The 16,622-nt window shown below is 66.3% G+C and carries 13 protein-coding genes; 7 read left to right on the forward strand and 6 right to left on the reverse strand.

The features are described 5' to 3' along the window. Window positions 1-387: 387 nt before the first annotated feature. The 4 genes from TGR7_RS03225 (at window position 388) to TGR7_RS03240 (ending at window position 7,134) form a co-directional block, all read left to right on the forward strand. Entirely contained in the window at window positions 388-3,093 is a 2,706-nt protein-coding gene (locus TGR7_RS03225) for a hypothetical protein (RefSeq protein ID WP_148211458.1), read from the forward strand. A gap of 21 nt (window positions 3,094-3,114) precedes the next feature. Beyond that, window positions 3,115-4,755 carry a ShlB/FhaC/HecB family hemolysin secretion/activation protein gene (locus TGR7_RS03230; protein ID WP_012637235.1) on the forward strand — a complete coding sequence of 547 codons (1,641 nt, stop codon included), beginning with the start codon at window positions 3,115-3,117 and terminating at the stop codon, window positions 4,753-4,755. A 27-nt stretch (window positions 4,756-4,782) separates the two neighbouring features. After that, window positions 4,783-5,496 carry a SapC family protein gene (locus TGR7_RS03235; RefSeq protein ID WP_012637236.1) on the forward strand — a complete coding sequence of 238 codons (714 nt, stop codon included), beginning with the start codon at window positions 4,783-4,785 and terminating at the stop codon, window positions 5,494-5,496. 69 nt (window positions 5,497-5,565) lie between these two features. Next, window positions 5,566-7,134 (forward strand): GNAT family N-acetyltransferase, encoded by a 1,569-nt coding sequence (locus TGR7_RS03240; protein WP_012637237.1) that lies wholly within the window; start codon window positions 5,566-5,568, stop codon window positions 7,132-7,134. A 186-nt stretch (window positions 7,135-7,320) separates the two neighbouring features. On the opposite strand, the gene TGR7_RS03245 is transcribed toward TGR7_RS03240, so the two are convergent. Genes TGR7_RS03245 through TGR7_RS03255 form a run of 3 tightly spaced genes read right to left on the reverse strand, consistent with a single transcriptional unit; the run spans window position 7,321 to window position 8,985 of the window. Next, window positions 7,321-7,872, reverse strand: a complete 552-nt coding sequence (locus TGR7_RS03245; RefSeq protein WP_012637238.1) for an FKBP-type peptidyl-prolyl cis-trans isomerase — start codon at window positions 7,870-7,872, stop codon at window positions 7,321-7,323. Between the two features lie 9 nt (window positions 7,873-7,881). Further along, window positions 7,882-8,583 carry an SDR family oxidoreductase gene (locus TGR7_RS03250; protein ID WP_012637239.1) on the reverse strand — a complete coding sequence of 234 codons (702 nt, stop codon included), beginning with the start codon at window positions 8,581-8,583 and terminating at the stop codon, window positions 7,882-7,884. 27 nt (window positions 8,584-8,610) lie between these two features. Then, on the reverse strand, window positions 8,611-8,985 hold the full coding sequence (locus tag TGR7_RS03255) for a hypothetical protein (RefSeq protein ID WP_245523022.1): 375 nt from the start codon (window positions 8,983-8,985) through the stop codon (window positions 8,611-8,613). Between the two features lie 126 nt (window positions 8,986-9,111). Here TGR7_RS03255 and TGR7_RS03260 point away from each other — a divergent pair, with 126 nt between their 5' ends. After that, complete coding sequence (locus tag TGR7_RS03260) at window positions 9,112-10,974, forward strand: response regulator (RefSeq protein ID WP_012637241.1); 1,863 nt, start codon at window positions 9,112-9,114, stop codon at window positions 10,972-10,974. Window positions 10,975-11,089: 115 nt separating this feature from the next. On the opposite strand, the gene TGR7_RS03265 is transcribed toward TGR7_RS03260, so the two are convergent. Next, window positions 11,090-11,881 (reverse strand): dienelactone hydrolase family protein, encoded by a 792-nt coding sequence (locus TGR7_RS03265; protein ID WP_012637242.1) that lies wholly within the window; start codon window positions 11,879-11,881, stop codon window positions 11,090-11,092. A gap of 147 nt (window positions 11,882-12,028) precedes the next feature. Next, entirely contained in the window at window positions 12,029-12,553 is a 525-nt protein-coding gene (locus TGR7_RS03270; RefSeq protein WP_012637243.1) for a hypothetical protein, read from the reverse strand. 149 nt (window positions 12,554-12,702) lie between these two features. Between TGR7_RS03270 and TGR7_RS03275 the strand changes: the two genes are divergently transcribed. Both TGR7_RS03275 and TGR7_RS03280 read left to right on the forward strand, forming a co-directional pair. After that, window positions 12,703-13,563 (forward strand): HDOD domain-containing protein, encoded by an 861-nt coding sequence (locus tag TGR7_RS03275; protein ID WP_012637244.1) that lies wholly within the window; start codon window positions 12,703-12,705, stop codon window positions 13,561-13,563. A 115-nt stretch (window positions 13,564-13,678) separates the two neighbouring features. Then, window positions 13,679-14,005, forward strand: a complete 327-nt coding sequence (locus tag TGR7_RS03280) for a hypothetical protein (protein ID WP_012637245.1) — start codon at window positions 13,679-13,681, stop codon at window positions 14,003-14,005. Between the two features lie 112 nt (window positions 14,006-14,117). On the opposite strand, the gene hrpB is transcribed toward TGR7_RS03280, so the two are convergent. Further along, window positions 14,118-16,616: an ATP-dependent helicase HrpB gene (hrpB, locus tag TGR7_RS03285; protein ID WP_012637246.1), complete on the reverse strand. Its 2,499-nt coding sequence runs from the start codon at window positions 16,614-16,616 to the stop codon at window positions 14,118-14,120. Window positions 16,617-16,622: the final 6 nt, after the last annotated feature.

The raw sequence follows: 16,622 nt of genomic DNA on the forward strand, positions 1-16,622 counted from the left end.
CCATCCTGACCGAGGGCGCCCTGAGCCAGATCAATGCCGGCGCCAGCCTGCAGGGCCACACGGTGATCATCGATGCCGTCAACGGTATCGGCGGGGAGGACAACCCGGTGCGCCTGCGGGTCGGCGAGGGGGGCATCACTGCCGTGACCCAGACCGGCGACGTCTATCTCTCCCAGAGCGGCGGCGACCTGGGCGTGATCCGCATCGGCACCGGCGACGGCCACGTGAACGTGGAGGCGGTCAACGCCATCGTCAACCTGCGTGACGACGCCCAGCGGGCCATCTATGGCGGCACCCTGAGCCTGAGTGCCGGCGGAGACGTGGGCCGCCTGGATCGCGGGCTTGCCATCGATACCGGTGTGGGCGTCGCCCCCGGTCGATGGCCGCGTGCCGCTCGGGGCCTCGGCGCTCAACGTCACCAGCGGCGGCGATGTGCACGTGATCGAGGTGGACGGCGACCTGCAGGTGGAGCAGCTGCTGGCCGTGGGCACGCTGCGGGTGCGGGTCGACAACGGTGACCTGATCAACGCCTTCGAGCGGGGCGAACTGGACGAGGAGGCGATCAATCGCCTGCGCAGCATCTGGCAGGAGATGCGCCTGACCCGTGAATGGGGCGTGGGTGATGCCATCGAGGAGTCGGTGCGCGCCTACGAGACCCTGGTGCAGGCGCGCTACGCGGAGTACTGGCTGCTGCGTGAACTCTCCGACGGCAGCGGGGTGTTCGACCTGGACGAGGCCGGTCAGGACCTGCTGCGCCATGCCGCCTTGCGCGACCTGCTCCCCGCGCTCATGCCGGACAACGACACCGATCTGGACGAGGCGCACCTGAACACCCTGGCCGGCGGTCTCGATGCGGCACAGATCAATGCCTATGCCGCCAGCCGTTACGGCGAACTGGAGAGCGAATTCCGGGACATCTTCGGGGTGGATGACCTGACACAGGTGAGCGGCTTCGACAGTTTCCGGGACGACTTCAGCTACACCGCGCCCGAGGCCGTGCGCGAGGCGATCGCCGAGGGCGCGGAGTGGACCGAGGAAGAGCTCCTGCGGGGTATCGATGCCGGCGCCCTGATCGAGGTCACCGACACCCAGTTCGAGCGACTCGCGCCGAACCTGATCGGTGAACGCATCGAGATCTCCACACCCAACGGCCGCGTGGGTGCCGCCGATGACCCGTTGACCATCCTGTTCCCGGGCGATACCGGCGCGCCATTCGAATTCACCCCGGAGCAGATCGCCGCCCTGGTGTCCGCGCAGCCGGGTGATATCCGCGTGCTGGGTGACGCGGTGTTCAACGAGTTCGGCGAGCTCGTCAGCGGCACGGTGGAGGGCCTGGTCATCGAGCGTGCACGGCCAGTGGGCGTGGTGCACGGGGTCGATGGCAGTATCACTGCGGAGGCCAGCGGTGATGCCGGGGGCGATATCTTCCTGGGCGCCACCGAGGCCATCATGATCCTGGAGCGCATTGCCGGCGGCGGCAATGTTCGCCTGCAGACCCGGGCAGGCCTGTTCAGCGCGCAACCAGGCGTTACCGTGATCGAGGGGGCCGGCGGCGGCCTGCTGCTGGAAGGCGGCACGGGCCCCATCGGCACCGTGGACGCCCCGATCCAGATGTCACTGAGCGCCGCGCCCTACGTGACAGCCCGCGCCACGGGTGACATTCATCTTCACGAGATCGACGGCAGTCTGACGGTGGAGCGCATGTTCTCCCAGGACGGCAGCGTCAATCTCCAGGCCGCGGGCGATATCCTCAGTTTCTATAACGACGCGCTGGTGGATATCCGCGCCGGTGGGGCGACGCTGATTGCGGGCGGACGCATCGGCGGGCAGGGCGACGAGGCCCTGGACCTGGATCTGGGTGAGGACGGGACCGTGGCCGCGTCGGCCGGTGATGAGATCCACCTGGCCGCGCCCGAGGGTGACCTGCGCCTGGCGGGCGTGCACGCCGGCGGCGATGTGAGCCTCATTGCCCGTGACGGCATCTACAGCGCCTACGGCGATGTGGCGGTGCCTGTGCTGGATCTGAGCGGGCCCCGCGACGGCTGGGCCACCCTGATCGCGGGCACCGGCATCGGCCTTGAGTCCGCGCCCATCGTGCTGGACATCGGCGGCGTGGATGCCTACACCGCCGCAGGCGGCATCCACCTGTACGCCCTGGATGATCTCGCCGCCGGTGAGATCCACGCGCCCGCCGGTCCGGTGGATGTTTCCGTGGACGGTGATTTTACCTTTGGCAGTCTGATCGCCGGCGATTGGATCCGGCTGCGCAGCTTCGGCGATCTCATCGGTGACAGCCTGCTGGCGGTCAACGGCATCGAGGCCGCAGCGGGCTTCGACCGTTTCGGCGAGGCGGTGCGGCCGGCCTGGATCCGCTTCGGCGAGCTGGAGGGGCTGTGGGCCCGGCTGCGTGCCACCGCGGCCATCGAGCTGGGCCTGGCCTCGGTGTACGAACACCTGCACTTGCAGGCGGACTACCTGGATGCGGGCGTGGCGCACCTGATGACTGAGGGCCCGATGCTGGAGATGCGGCTTGAGGGCGCGAACCAGGAGGCCGCCGAGTATGCTCGACTGGTGGTGGACGCGCCCCTGGGACTGCATTTCCCGGTCTACGCGGCGATGGACTCCGAATTGCGCACCACCGCCAGCGAGGTCCGTCTGGATCAGGCCTATGTGTCGGGCATGCTGGAACTGTTTACCCCTGGTGCATACGTGTACATGAACAACCGGTCACCGGCGCCGGTCCGGTCGTCGGTGCAGCTTTATGAGACCGACCACCGCTTCTTCCTGGAACAGAGCGCTGTCGAGACCTACACCAGTGCCTACGTGGTCTGGTATGCGCCGGGCTTCCAGGTGCGCGTGCCCAACTACCTGCCCGGACGCCAGAACACCGGGCTGGATTACGAGGGTGCCAGCGTGGTGCGCGACACCGAGCGATTCGCCAGCCATGGGCACGGCAACGGCGTTCTGCTGCCGGCCATGCGCAGCGGCGTGCCGGGTGACGCCGAGGACGAGGACCTGGTGGAGAGCCTGGAGGGCCTGCCCCTCAAGCTGGATTCCAGCCACGGCGGGGGCGTCGCCCGCGCCGGCAACTGAAGTTTTCGTGGAGCATCGTCAATGAATAGCCTTCCCCGCGCCGCGCGCAGGGCCCTGCTGCTGTTGTCCCTTCTGGCCATGGCGCCGGTGTCGGCCCAGACGCCACCGCTCACGCCGGACACCGATCCGGGATTCCTGCTGCGTCCCCTGGAACGGGAGCGGGAACGCCTCGAGGAACTGCGTCCCGAGGCCCCGGTGCCCGCGGATCCGGTGATCATCCCTGAAGAAGCTCCCGGCGTGCGGCTGGAAGGCGGGCCCCGGTTTCGCCTGGAGGGGGTGCGCTTCAACGAGTCCGAGTTTCTCAGCACCGAGACCCTGGCCGAGGTGGCCGGCGGCTACGTGGGCCGTGAAGTGGACTTCGGTCTGCTGGGCGAGATGGTCGAACGCATCAATGCCATCTACCAGGCACGGGGCCTGATCACCGCACGGGCCATCCTGCCGCCCCAGCGTATCGAGCAGGGCGTGGTCACCGTGCAGCTGGTGGAAGGTCGGTTGGGACGCCAGGAGGTCAGTGGTGCCACCTACACCCGCGAGACGTACGTGCGCACCCGTATTCCCATGGAACCGGGTGAGGTGGTGGACCTGCCCCGTCTCAGGGAGGACCTGGACTGGTTCAACCGCACCGGTGAACTGCGCGCCCGCGCGGCGCTCCGGCCCGGTGAGGGATTCGGCGAGAGCGATGTGATCCTGCTGATAGAGGAGCCGCCCCGCCATCGCCTGCAGCTGTTCGCCGACAATCAGGGCGTGAAGAGCACCGGCGAATACCAGCTGGGTGCCTACTGGATCCTGTCCGGCCTGCTGGGTCGGGATGACCGGATGAGTGTCTATGGCGTGGTGGCCCAGGGCGCGTACACCCTGAGAGCGGACTACAGCGCGGCGATCAATGCACGGGGAGGGCGCCTGGGCGGCGCCGTCTACATGGGGGATATCGAGCTGGTGGAGGGTCCGTTCAAGGACCTGGATGTCACCGGCGACTCCTTCGGCTGGCAGCTGCAATACGAGCACCCCTGGATGCGCACCCCGTCCTGGCGCCTGGACAGCATCCTGCGGGTCGGCGAGGCCAACTCGACCAGCGAGATCTCCGGTGTGAAGGTGAGTGACACGGACATCACCCGGGTGGTGGCCGGCTTGCGGGGGGGGTATGTCTCGGGCATCGGCCAGTGGAGTTTCGAGCAGAACATCTCGTCGGGACGCAGCACCACGATCCTCGGTGACAGCCAGAGTTATCTGACCTATCCCGGTCAGCTGAGCTTCGCGCGTCCCGGTGGCAACGGTCGAGTCTGGCTGGGCACCCTGGGCTGGCAGTTCACCGGTGAGGACACCCTGCCTTCCGCAGACCTGTTCCAGCTGGGCGGCCCCGGTACCGTGCGCGGCTATCCCACCAGTGTCATTGCCGGGGTGCGGGGCTATTACCTGAACATCGAGATGCACTGGCAGTGGACCGAACGCTATGCACCCTTCCTGTTCCTGGATCACGGCGCCGTCTACGGCGAGAGTCCCGAACAGGAGGACATCACCGGCGTGGGTGCCGGTCTCAATGCCCGCTTCGGTCCCCGCTGGCGGGGCGAGGCGGTGCTGGGTCATGCCACGCGCAAGGTGACCCCGGACCAGGACAGCATTCGGCTGGATCTGCGGCTGGTTTATGATTTTCCGGGTCTGTGAACCCGAGGCCATCGTCAAGGAGTCTTCATGTCGCAACTGATGTTCTATGAAAACGTGGTCCCCCTGAACCGGGAGCAGCACAAGGGCTTGCGCCTCAAGCGCGCCGAGGGGGACTGCAGCTTTGCAGCCAACGCCAGTTTCGTGCCCGTGGCCGGCGTGGAATTCTTTCAGTGCGCCCGGGACTATCCCATCCTGATTTCCGGCAAGGACGAGGACATCGCCCCGGTCGCGTTGCTGGGTCTGGCCCAGGGCCGCAACCTGTTTGTGGAGGCCTCGGGCCGCTGGGCTCCGGGGTGTCATGTCCCGGCGTTCGTGCGCCGCTACCCGTTCGTGCTGGCCAAGGGGGCCGAAGGCGACAACTACACGGTCTGCATCGATGATCAGTACAAGGGCTTCGACGCGCAATCCGGCGAGCCCCTGTTCCAGGACGATGGCAGCGAGTCTCCCTTCCTGCGCGACACCATCAGCTTCCTGCAGAACTTCCTCACCGAGATGGAGCGTACCCAGACCTTCATGAAGCGCCTGCGGGAACTGGACCTGCTGGTCTCCCGGGACATGCAGCTCACAGACGCCCATGGAAAGTCTTTCCTGCTCAGGGGATTTTACGTGGTGGATGACACCCGGCTGGGCGGCTTGGATGACGCGGTGATCCTGGAATTTCACAAGGCCGGGTACTGGCCCTGGATCTACGCGCACCTGTTTTCCCTGGGCAACCTGGCCAGGCTGCAACAGCGCAGCTGAGACCGGGGCGGGCCCCGCCGCGGGCCCGTATCCGTTATGCTGGTGTCCTGAGCTTTCACGGAGTTGCCCATGACCGACCAGCCCCAGGACCCCGTCCAGGCCGACGAGCATCGCCTGAAACTGCGTAACACCCGGCCCGAAGATTACGAGGCCGTGTGCGAGATCATGGAGCGGGTCTACCCGGGCCTGGATGGAGCCTGGAACCGGGAGCAGTTCGACTCCCAGCTGTCGCGCTTTCCGGAAGGCCAGATCTGCATCGAGGACAACGGCCGGCTGGTGGCCGCGGCCATCAGCATGGTCGTGGACTACGATCGCTGGGGCGACAGGCACACCTACAAGGCCATCACCGGCAACGGCTATCTCACCACCCACGATCCCAACGGCGACACGTTGTATGGCGTGGATGTGTTCGTCCACCCCGACTACCGGGGCCTGCGCCTGGGTCGGCGCCTCTATGACGCGCGCAAGGAACTGTGCGAGAAGCTCAACCTGCGCCGCATCGTCGCCGGCGGGCGCATCCCCGGCTACGTCAACTACCGCGACAATCTGACCCCGCAGCAGTACGTGGAGCAGGTGAAGAGCAAGGAGATCTACGATCCGATCCTGACCTTTCAGCTCTCCAATGATTTCCACGTGCGCCGCATCATCACCGGCTACCTGCCCGATGACACCGAGTCCCAGGCCTACGCCACGCTGATCGAGTGGATCAACATCTACTACGAGGAGAAGGAGAAACTTATCGGCGGCGCCAAGCAGACGGTGCGGGTGGGCGCGGTGCAGTGGCAGATGCGCCCCACGGCGAGTCTCCAGGACCTCTACCAGCAGCTGGAGTATTTCGTCGACGCGGTGTCGGGCTACCAGGCGGACGTGATCCTGTTCCCGGAGTTCTTCAATGGTCCGCTCATGGCCCAGTTCAACCAGGAGAATCCGGCCGAGGCGGTGCGCCACCTGGCGGAATATACCGAGCCCGTGCGCCAGGAACTGGTGCGCCTGGCCCTGGCCTATAACATCAACATCGTGGCCGGCAGCATGCCGGAGTACGAAGAGGATCAGGCCCTGCGCAATGTCTCCTACCTGTGCCGCCGGGACGGTACCTGGGACAAGCAGTACAAGATCCACACCACCCCCGATGAGCAGTCCTACTGGGGTATGCAGGGGGGTAACAAGGTGCAGGTCTTTGAGACCGACTTCGGCAAGATCGGCATACTCATCTGCTATGACGTGGAATTCCCGGAGCTGCCCCGTCTGATGGCCGACCAGGGCCTGCAGGTGTTGTTCGTGCCTTTCTGGACCGACACCAAGAACGCCTATCTTCGGGTACGCCGTTGCGCCCAGGCCCGGGCCATCGAGAACGAATGCTACGTGGTGATCTCCGGCTCCGTGGGTAACCTGCCCCGGGTGGAGAACATGGACATGCAGTACGCCCAGGCGGCGGTGTTCACCCCCTCGGACTTTGCCTTCCCCCACGATGCCATCGCCGCCGAGGCAACGCCCAACACCGAGATGACCCTGATCGTCGACCTGGATCTGGACAACCTCAAGGACCTGCGCCAACACGGCAGCGTACGTAACCTGCGGGACCGGCGCCTGGACCTGTACCGGGTGAGCTGGCTTCGTCAGGGCAAGGATGAAGGGTGAAGGGTGAAGGGTGAATGAAAGAAGGGACGAGTTTTGATCCTGAATCGTAGGAGTCCAGCCCCCTGGGCTCCTACGGGATTTGGCAGGTTACAAGCGTAGTGCAAACATTGTTCACCCCTCACCCCTCACCCCTCACCCCTCACCCCTCACCCCTCCACTTTCATCCTTCGCGCTGAGCGCAAGCGTTCAGCGAAGCCCGGGCACTCGGTCCTGCGTCGGGTCGTGTGCTTCGGGGCTTTCCGGGGCGATGATGCCCAGCAGTTCCAGGTCGAACAGGATGGTTTCCTCGGGACCGATGACGCCTGAGCCCGGGGTGCCGTAGGCCTGGTCCGGAGGGATGGTCAGACGCACGTGACTGCCTACGGGCAGGTCCACCAGCACCGTGCGCCATCCGGGGATGGTGCGTTCCACCGCGATGGCCGAGGGATCGCCGCGCCGGTAGGAACTGTCGAAGATGCGCCCGTCCAGGTGACGGCCTTCGTAGTGCACCAGGACCACATCATCGATGCTGGGCACGGCTCCCTCACCCACCCGCAACATTTCCACCTGCACGCCACTGGGCAAGGTGACTACCCCCTCCCTGCGCCGGTTTTCGGACTGGTAACGGCCACCTTCCTCGGCATTGAGCTGCGCGAGGATATGCCGTTCCTCCACCTGTCCCGGGGTGACGCCGCAACTGCGCGCCACCACGAACACGGCAAGGAGTGCCAGCAGGCTGAGGATGATGATGCGGGCCATGGGGGGTCTTTACCAGGGGATGATGCTGCCGTCCACGTCAAAGAAGCGCCCGGCATCCGCCGGGGTGAGTCGGGTCAGCAGGGCACGCAGTTTCCGGGCCGAGGTCTCGGCGTCGATCTCCCCGTGGGGGCCGCCCATGTCAGTACGCACCCAGCCCGGGTGCAGCACCACGGCCGTGATACCCCGGGGCGCCAGGTCGATGGCGGCGCTCTTCATGATGGCATTGAGCGCCGCCTTGGTGGAACGGTAGATGTAGGCGCCGCCGGAGCCGTTGTCATCCATGCTGGCCATCTTGCTGCTCAGAGATGCGATCAGTTTCAGCTCGCTGGCGGCCACGTTCTCTACCAGGGCCTCCATCATCTTCATGGGGCCAATGGCGTTGCAGCGCAAGGTCTCGATCCAGGCCGCCTCATCGGTGTTGTGGCCGAAGCGCACGCCATCGGGGCCGTAGCTGCCGGCGTTGTTGAGCAGCAGGTCCACGGGTGTATCACCCAGCACGGCTGCCAGCGCCTGGATATGCTCGATGCGGGTTACGTCCAGCGGGTGCACGCTCAGACGCCCGTCACTGGCCTCAGCCAGTTGGTTGAGTTCCAGTGCCCGTTCGGGTTGGCGGCAGCCGGCGTACACACGCCAGCCTGCCCGAGTGTACTGGCGGGTGAATTCCAGCCCGATGCCGCGATTGGCGCCGGTGATGACGATGGTGTGTGCCATGAATGATTCCAGAAGGGTAAGGGGTGATCAGACCGCCAGGGCCATGATCAGGGGAATCCACACGGCCAGAAGGAGTGAGACGAACAGCGCATCGGACAGGATGATGAAATGAAAGTGCCGCCGCTTGGTGTTTTCGCCGGGAGAGCGGGAGAAGACAAAACTCATCAGGATATCCAGCAGGTAAACGGCGACCAGGATCGGCGCTACGGCCGGTGCCACCACCGTGGGCATGATTGCCCAGCCTTCATACACCACCTCAGTACCGGGTGAAGGCATGAGGATGATGGTCAGCAGGGAGAGCATTGCCATGGCAATGCGCAGCGGCCCCAGGGCCTGATAGAGTCTGGAAAGCATGGTGGCTGGATTCTCAGTGGATTTGGTTCCGCCAAACCGTACTGACATGGGGCGACAGACGCAAGAAATCCGATCAACGGCACCGATTGGTGAAACAGCGCACTTCGACAGGGGCTGTGGAGCGGTTACACTGCCGGTTGGCGCGTTCCTTGCGCTGCGGGGGATTAGACCTACATGGCGGTAGATCAGGACACCGTACTCGAACCCAGACCCGTGATTCTCATCGTGGATGACTCACGGGTCATGCGTCAGGCACTGAAAAAGATCCTGGCGCCCCTCTATGCCGTGGCCGAGGCCGGCGACGGGGAGGAAGGCTGGTCGCGTATTCTGCAACACCCCCCCATCGCCGGGGTCTTCACGGATCTGTCCATGCCCCGGCTGGACGGCTTCGGACTCATACGTCGCATCCGGGAATCCGGTGACGGCGGGGTGAGCGCATTGCCCATTCTCTTGATCACCGGCAACGAAGACAGTGTCGGCACCCGGGAGCGGGCGCTGGCCGCCGGTGCCACCGGCGTGATCATGAAACCCTTCAATGCCGCCGACGTGCTGGGCGTGGCCCAGCAGCATGTGCATATCCCCGTCGCCGCACCTCCGCCTCCTGCCCCGCCAGCCCCCCAGTCCGGTCCATCGGAGGCCGATGCGCTGCGTGTCCGGATCGCGGAACTGGAGAATACCCTGCGGGACGTGCGTGGCCAGCTCAAGGGCTGGCAGGACGAGATGCGCAAGTCCGAGGCCGCCTCGGTGTCCGCCTCCGCGGAACTGGAAGAGGCCCTGGACAGCAGCCGCCGCCAGCTACGCGAGGCCATGGCGGAGCGGGACCGCAGTCGTGCGGAACTGGAGCGCCTGCGCACTGAGCTGATCCTTCGCCAGCAGAGTGTGGACGAGAAGCGTGTCAGCGAGCGTATCCGTGAACTGGAGGCGCAGCTGCAGGAAAGCCAGGCCGCCAGACAGTCCGCCGAGGAGGCGGCCGGGGGGCTGACTGCACAGTTACAGCGTATTGAACAGGAAAGCACGGCCCGGACCAGTGCCCTAGAAAGCGAGCTGGAGGGCTCCCGTGCAGCCTTGCAGTCCGCCCGGGACGAACTGGCCCGTTTGGGCGAGGAACGACAGCGCCTCGACGAGGCGGCGGCCCGCGCCCAGACCCTGGAAAGCCAGTTGCAGGAGGCCCGCGGCGAGTTGTCCAGCCACGGTGAGGAACTGGCCGAGGTGCGTGCCCAGTTGCAGGCCGCCCTGGACCAGCGTCAGGCCCTGGAGGCCCGGCTCAGCGGTGAGCAGGATGACCGCATGGGGCTGGAGGATCGTCTGGATAGCCTGCAGGAAAGCCTTGCCGAGCGGGAGCAGCTGCTGGCGGAGCGTGAAGAGGGGCTGGTGGTGCGGGACCGGGAGGCCAACCAGCTGCGCGATCGCGCACTGCGTGCCGAGCAGGCCCTGGAACGCCTGGAGGAACAGGCCCGGGAGGCGGTAGAGCAGGATGCCGATGAAGAGGACACCCAGGCCATGCTCACGGCCCTGCGTACCCGCGCGGAACATGCCGAACTGAACCAGTTGCAGCTGGAAGACGAACTGGTGGAACTGGCCGCCAAGCAGGAACGCAGTGAGCAGGCCCGGGAGGCGGCTGAGCGGGAACTGCGCAGCCTGATGCAGGAACTGGCCGATGCCCGGCGCGCCCTGCGTGAACGCCGGGCCAGGCCTGTCCCTGAACCCGCAGCACCTGAGCCCACACCGGTGCTCGATGAAAAACCCGAACCAGAGGTTCTGTCAGCGGACCCGGATGAGGATGAATCCTTCGAGGAAACGGGGCCGCCGGATGGTCTTGGTCTGAATACCCGTGAGGAGGATGTCGAGGAGGAGGGCGTCCCGCAGGTGCAGGTGGGTGAACCGGCGGAGACCCAGCACGGGCGTGCGAGCTTCACGCCCGAGCCCCTGATTCGTCAATGGGAAGAGCAGCGACGCCGCCAGCGACGTATGCAGGTGGTGATCCTGGTGGCGGTGGCCGTGGCGGCCAGCCTGGGGCTGTATTTTCTGCTGACTTAAGGGCACCTCTAATTATTCTGAGCGCCCAAGATGCGTGTTCATGAATATTTAGAGGTGCCCTCAAAACAAATGCGCCGCCCGGGCCAAGGCCCGGGCGGCGCAGTGCTTCAGGACCTCAGTTGCCGAAGGTCTCGGCGAGGAAACGCTCCAGCTCGCCCCAGGACTTCTGGTCCGCCTCGGCGTTGTAACCCACCGGCATGCCAAACTTCTTCGCAGCCTCATCAGCGGCGGGGTTGGTGAAGCTGTGGGTGGCGCCGTCATAGCCCACGAAGTGGTAGCTCACACCGGCGGCGTCCATCTCCTTTTTGAATCCTTCCACCTGCTCGGCCGGGACCATGGGGTCCTCATTGCCGTGCAGCACCAGTACCCGGGACTTCACCTCGCCGGACTGGGCAGGGTTCTGGGTGGCCAGGGCGCCGTGGAAGCTGGCCACGCCCAGCAGGTCCGCGCCGGAGCGGGCCATCTCCAGCACCACGGAACCCCCGAAGCAGTAGCCAATGGCGGCCACCTTTTCGGCATCTGCCTGGGTCTGGCTGCGCAGGAAGTTCTCTGCGGCCGTAAAGCGCTTCATCATCAGCTCACGATTCTGGCGAATGGCGCCGGCGAATTTGCCCGCGTCCTGGGGGTGATCGGCCACCTGGCCGTCGCCGTACATGTCCACGGCCAGGGCGGTGTAGCCCAGTTCCGCCAGGCGACGGGCCTGGTTGCGGGCGTGTTCGTTGTGGCCCCACCATTCGTGGATCACCAGCACGCCGGGCCGGGGGCCGCTGGCGGAGGCGTCATAGGCCAGGTAGCCCTTGAGGGTGGTGCCGTTATCGGTGTAGGTGACCTCTTCGCCGCGTACGTCGGCGCCATGGGCCAGACCCATGGACAGGGCCAGGAACAGCAGGACAAGCAGACGGGACATGGTGTTTCTCCTTGATGATTATTGTGGTGTTCGGATGGGTAGCGGGGGAACGGCCGAGAGCTATGACTATAGACCCGTGCGATCCATCCTGGGCAAGCAAGAGAAATGACAATCCGGAGCGGGGAAGGTTCGCGAATCAACAGCCTGTTAGCGAAGCCGGGCGGTGAGTTCCCGCACGGCCAGGTTCCCCACCCGGGAGCGTTCGTCCCGGATGGCATCCACCAGGGCCAGTATCTCGTGGAGTTGCGGATCGGCCAGGGCCGCCTGGGCCACAGAGCGGTACAGCGGCGAGAACGCCACACCCCGCACCGGGCCATGGGGGTGGGGCCAGACCGGGGGCGGTTCATCGCCGGGATTGCTGCCCGGGGTGCCCACCAGCGGGGGCGCGCCGTGGGCGGTGGGCACCCCCTGGGTGAGGCCACCCCGGTCCGGCGGGAAGGCGTACTTGAGGCCGTGGACCAGGAATTCGTGCAGGGCGATGAGATTGGGTCGGGGATTGCCCCCATCCCGGCTGGCACCGGCCAGGCGTGCACGCACCGCACGACGAACCCCCGCATTGATCTCCGAGGCACTCATGAACAGGTCCTGGGAGAGCTGCTGATAGGTCCAGGGCTGGTTGCCAAGGCTGACCAGCTTGAGACAGATGAAAATGTCCTGCGGCTTCAGAATCATGGTGTTATGTTATTCGCGAAGTGCAAACATGGCAATGCCCCATGGTGCTGTCCGGACCGGCCGGTGTCGGGCAGGCCGTATGGACTATCATGGGTGTGGGCGACCGTGACCCTGCGCCGGTTTGTCCACCATTCATGCCGGGAGGCCCAATGTCCCTCACGCTCGATCAGTTGATAGAACAAACCGAGGGACTGATGTCCCTGCCCGCCATCACCATGCGCCTGAATGAGATGGTGGACGACCCCAAGGCCAGCGCCACGGACATCGCCAACCTCATCAGCCAGGACCCCAGCCTCACCCTGCGGCTGCTGAAACTGGCCAACAGCCCCCTGTACGGATTCAGCAGCCGCGTGGACACCATCAGCCGGGCCGTGACCGTGATCGGTGCGGGTCGCATCCGGGAGCTGGTGATTGCCAGCACCGTCCCCCGGGCCTTTGATGCCGTGGAAAGCCCGCTGTTGTCCCTGGAGGACTTCTGGCGCCACAGCATCTATTGCGGCCTCGCCGCCCGGCTCCTGGCCGAACAGGTGATGCCCAAGCGTGCCGAGACCGTCTTCATCGCCGGGCTGCTCCATGATGTCGGCCGCCTGCTGATCTTCAACCGGGAGCCGGACGAGGCCCATGAGGCCTTTCTCCTGGCACTGCAGCAGGCCGGTGAGCTGGGGCCCCAGAGCGCCGAGCGCCAGGTGCTGGGCTATGACCATGCGGACGTGGGTGGGGAGCTGGCGGCGCGCTGGAAACTGCCTGTGAGCCTGCAGGAGTGCATCCGTTATCACCATCGCCCCGCCGAGGCGCGGGAGTTCCCCCAGGAGGTGGCCCTGGTGCACATGGCCAACTCCGTGGCCCACATGGCGGAGCTGGACACCCGGGATGAACGGGATGCCCCGCCGGTGGACCCCGTGGCCTTCGAGCGCACAGGCCTGAATGCAGCCGCCCTGAGGTCCGTGGTGGACCAGGCCCAGCAGCAGGTGGTGGAAGCCGAGGCCCTGTTGCTGGGCGGAGAATCCTGAGGCGGAACCAAACTTCTGTTATGTGACGCCCATCACGACGCAGGTCGGCGAAATAGGTCCAGTGTTTGTCATGTAGAGGTCAGCAACGGCCGCCTCATGCGACAGGAGTCCTGCCATGGCATATGCAGTTGTCATCAATCTGGACCACGAACACGACAGCTACGAAAACTGCCGTGCCCTGTGGACCCAGATCCAGTCCAGCATGGTCCGTGCCGGTTTTCGACTGGAAGGCCGGGTGTTCGTGATCAATCTGCCCGAACATGAGGCCGGCGAACGCGCCCGGGCCGCCATCGAAGGCATCGAGCACGACCGAGACTTCTCCCACAAGCGCATCTACAACCACCTGCGTGATTTCTACGGCTACGATCTGGCCTGCACCCAGAACCTGATGGTGCCTTCCGCCAGCAACATCCATGTCCAGGAGATGCGCCGCGCCCAGTGAAGGTGTGCGCGAAGTACGAAGTGGGAATTGGGAAGTGCGAAGTAAGGTCATACTTCCAACTTCCAACTTCCAACTTCCAACTTCCAACTTCCCAATTCCTACTTCCCAATTCCTACTTCCCACTTCGTTTAACCCCCCTCACCGCCACCGCCTGCATCGGGTCGTCTGGCCAGTAATGCTTGGGGTAGCGCCCCTTCAGGTCTTTCTTTACTTCTCCGTAGGTCCTTGCCCAGAACCCTGCCAGGTCACGGGTTACCTGCACGGGCCGCTGTGCCGGTGACAGCAGGTGCAGGGTGAGCGGCACCTTGTCGCCGCCGATCATCGGTGTTCGGGTGAGCCCGAAGACCTCCTGGATGCGTACCGCCAGTACCGGTGCTTCAGGGTCGCTGTAGTCGATGCGGATGCCCGATCCGCTGGGTACGGTGAATCGTTCCGGGGCCAGACTGTTGAGACGCTGCTGCCGGGGCCAGTCCAGAAGGCCCAGCAGGGCGGCGGACAGGTCCAGGCGACGCAGGTGGCTGAGGCGGCTCATGCCTGTCAGCCAGGGGCCGAGCCAGTCTTCCAGGGTGTCCAGCAGGGCGGCGTCGCTGACCTCGGGCCATGCAGCGGACTCCCCGCCGGCCACGGCCAGACGATGCATAAATGCCATGCGTTCCCGCAGACGTTCGTTTTCCGCCGTCCAGGGCAGGCAGGACAGGCCCCGCTCGCGGATGGCCTGTAGCAGCAGCGCGGTCATGGCCTGGGGCGGGACCGTATCCATCGGCCGGCTGTCCAGTACCAGTGCCCCAAGCCGGCGTTCCTTTCTGGCAACGGCGGCCCCCTGGCCCTCGTCCCAGCTGACCTGTTCCCGCTCGCTGATCAGTTCCGGGAGTCGGGCTTCGAGGTCCGCCCGTTCAAGGGGTGCGGCCAGTCGGATCACCGCGTCCCGGCCGGCGCCGTCCAGCACTGCGGCCACCAGGCAGTCGCTGGCACTCAGGTCATCCCCTTCCAGCAGTCGTGCGCCCCGGCCCCCGGAGAGCAGGAACCGGGCCTCCCCGCCGGGCCGGCGCAGGGCGATGCGGTCCGGGTAGGCCAGGGCCAGCAACAGGCCGGCGGCCTGCGCCTCCACGGGCTCATTGCTGCGGATATCCAGCTGCTTCATCCAGCGTCCGGCCTGGGTGCGGATACGCTTGAGCGCCCCGCCGTGGCCTCCCCGTGGGGTGGTGAGGGCCTGCAGGCGCAGACGCAGGTCGCTGCCGGCATCCCGGGGCAGGGGATCCCGTTCTTCCTGCAGGGCGGCCAGCAGGCAGGCGGTGTGGCCCAGGCCTCTGTCCCGGGCGCCCAGCAGCATGTGCCCCAGGCGCGGATGGGTGCCCAGGGCATCCAGGGCCCGTCCGTGGTCGGTCACCTTGAAGGTTTCATCCAGGGCGCCCAGGCCCTGGAGCAGTTCCCGGCCCTGGTCGAGTGGGGCGGCGGGCGGGGCGTCCAGCCAGGCCAGCTCATCGGCCTCTGCGCCCCAGCAGGCCAGGGTCAGGGCCAGGGGCGCCAGGTCCGCCTCCAGGATCTCGGGCGGCGTGTGCGGGCGCATGCGCGAGGTGGCCTCTTCGTTCCACAACCGGATGCACACCCCGGGACCCAGACGGCCGGCGCGGCCACGGCGTTGTTCGGCGCTGGCCTGGCTGATGCGCACGGTGGCGAGCCGGGTAAGTCCGGTGCGCGGGTCGAAGACAGGGCGCCGGGCCAGGCCTGAATCCACCACCACGCGGATGCCCTCGATGGTCAGGCTGGTCTCGGCGATGTCCGTGGCCAGTACCACCTTGCGTTCCCCCTCGGGGGCCGGGGTGATGGCGGCGTCCTGGGCCTCGGGGGGCAGCTGGCCATACAGGGGGCGGATCCGGGTCCCGGCACCCGTGCGACCTTCCAGCGCCCGTGCGACCTGTTCGATCTCCCGGCGGCCCGGCAGGAATACCAGCAGGTCGCCGGGATGATGTGCCAGGGCATCGGTCACGGCGGCGGTCACCGCCGGGGCCGGCGCCCGGGGTTCCGGGGCGGGACCCCGGTAGTGGATATCCACCGTGTAGCTGCGCCCCTCGCTGGTGATCACCGGGGCGTCCCCCATGAGCCGTGCCACGCCCGTCGCGTCCAGGGTGGCCGACATCACCAGCAGGCGCAGCTCCGGGTGCAGCAGTTCCCGGGCCTGCAGACACAGGGCCAGGCCCAGGTCCGCCTGCAGGCTGCGCTCGTGAAATTCATCGAAGATCACCGCGCTCACCCCTTCCAGGGAAGGGTCCCGCTGCAGACGACGGGTGAGGATGCCCTCGGTGATCACCTCGATGCGGGTCTGTGGGCCGGTCAGTCGGTCCAGGCGGGTGGTCAGTCCCACGGTCTCACCCGGGCGTTCACCCCGCTCGGCGGCCATGCGCCGGGCCGCGGCCCGGGCCGCCAGGCGCCGGGGCTCCAGCAGCAGTATCCGGCCGGTGCACCAGGGCGATTCCAGCAGGGCCGGGGGCACACGGGTGGTCTTGCCCGCGCCGGGGGGCGCCTGCAACAGGGCCATGCCCCGGGACGCCAGGGCTTGCTGCAGCTCCGGCAGGCTGGTTTCCACGGGCAGGGGCTTGGGCTTGACTCGCATGGGGCT

It is taken from the genome of Thioalkalivibrio sulfidiphilus HL-EbGr7 (genome assembly GCF_000021985.1).
In the GTDB taxonomy this organism is placed as follows: domain Bacteria; phylum Pseudomonadota; class Gammaproteobacteria; order Ectothiorhodospirales; family Ectothiorhodospiraceae; genus Thioalkalivibrio_A; species Thioalkalivibrio_A sulfidiphilus.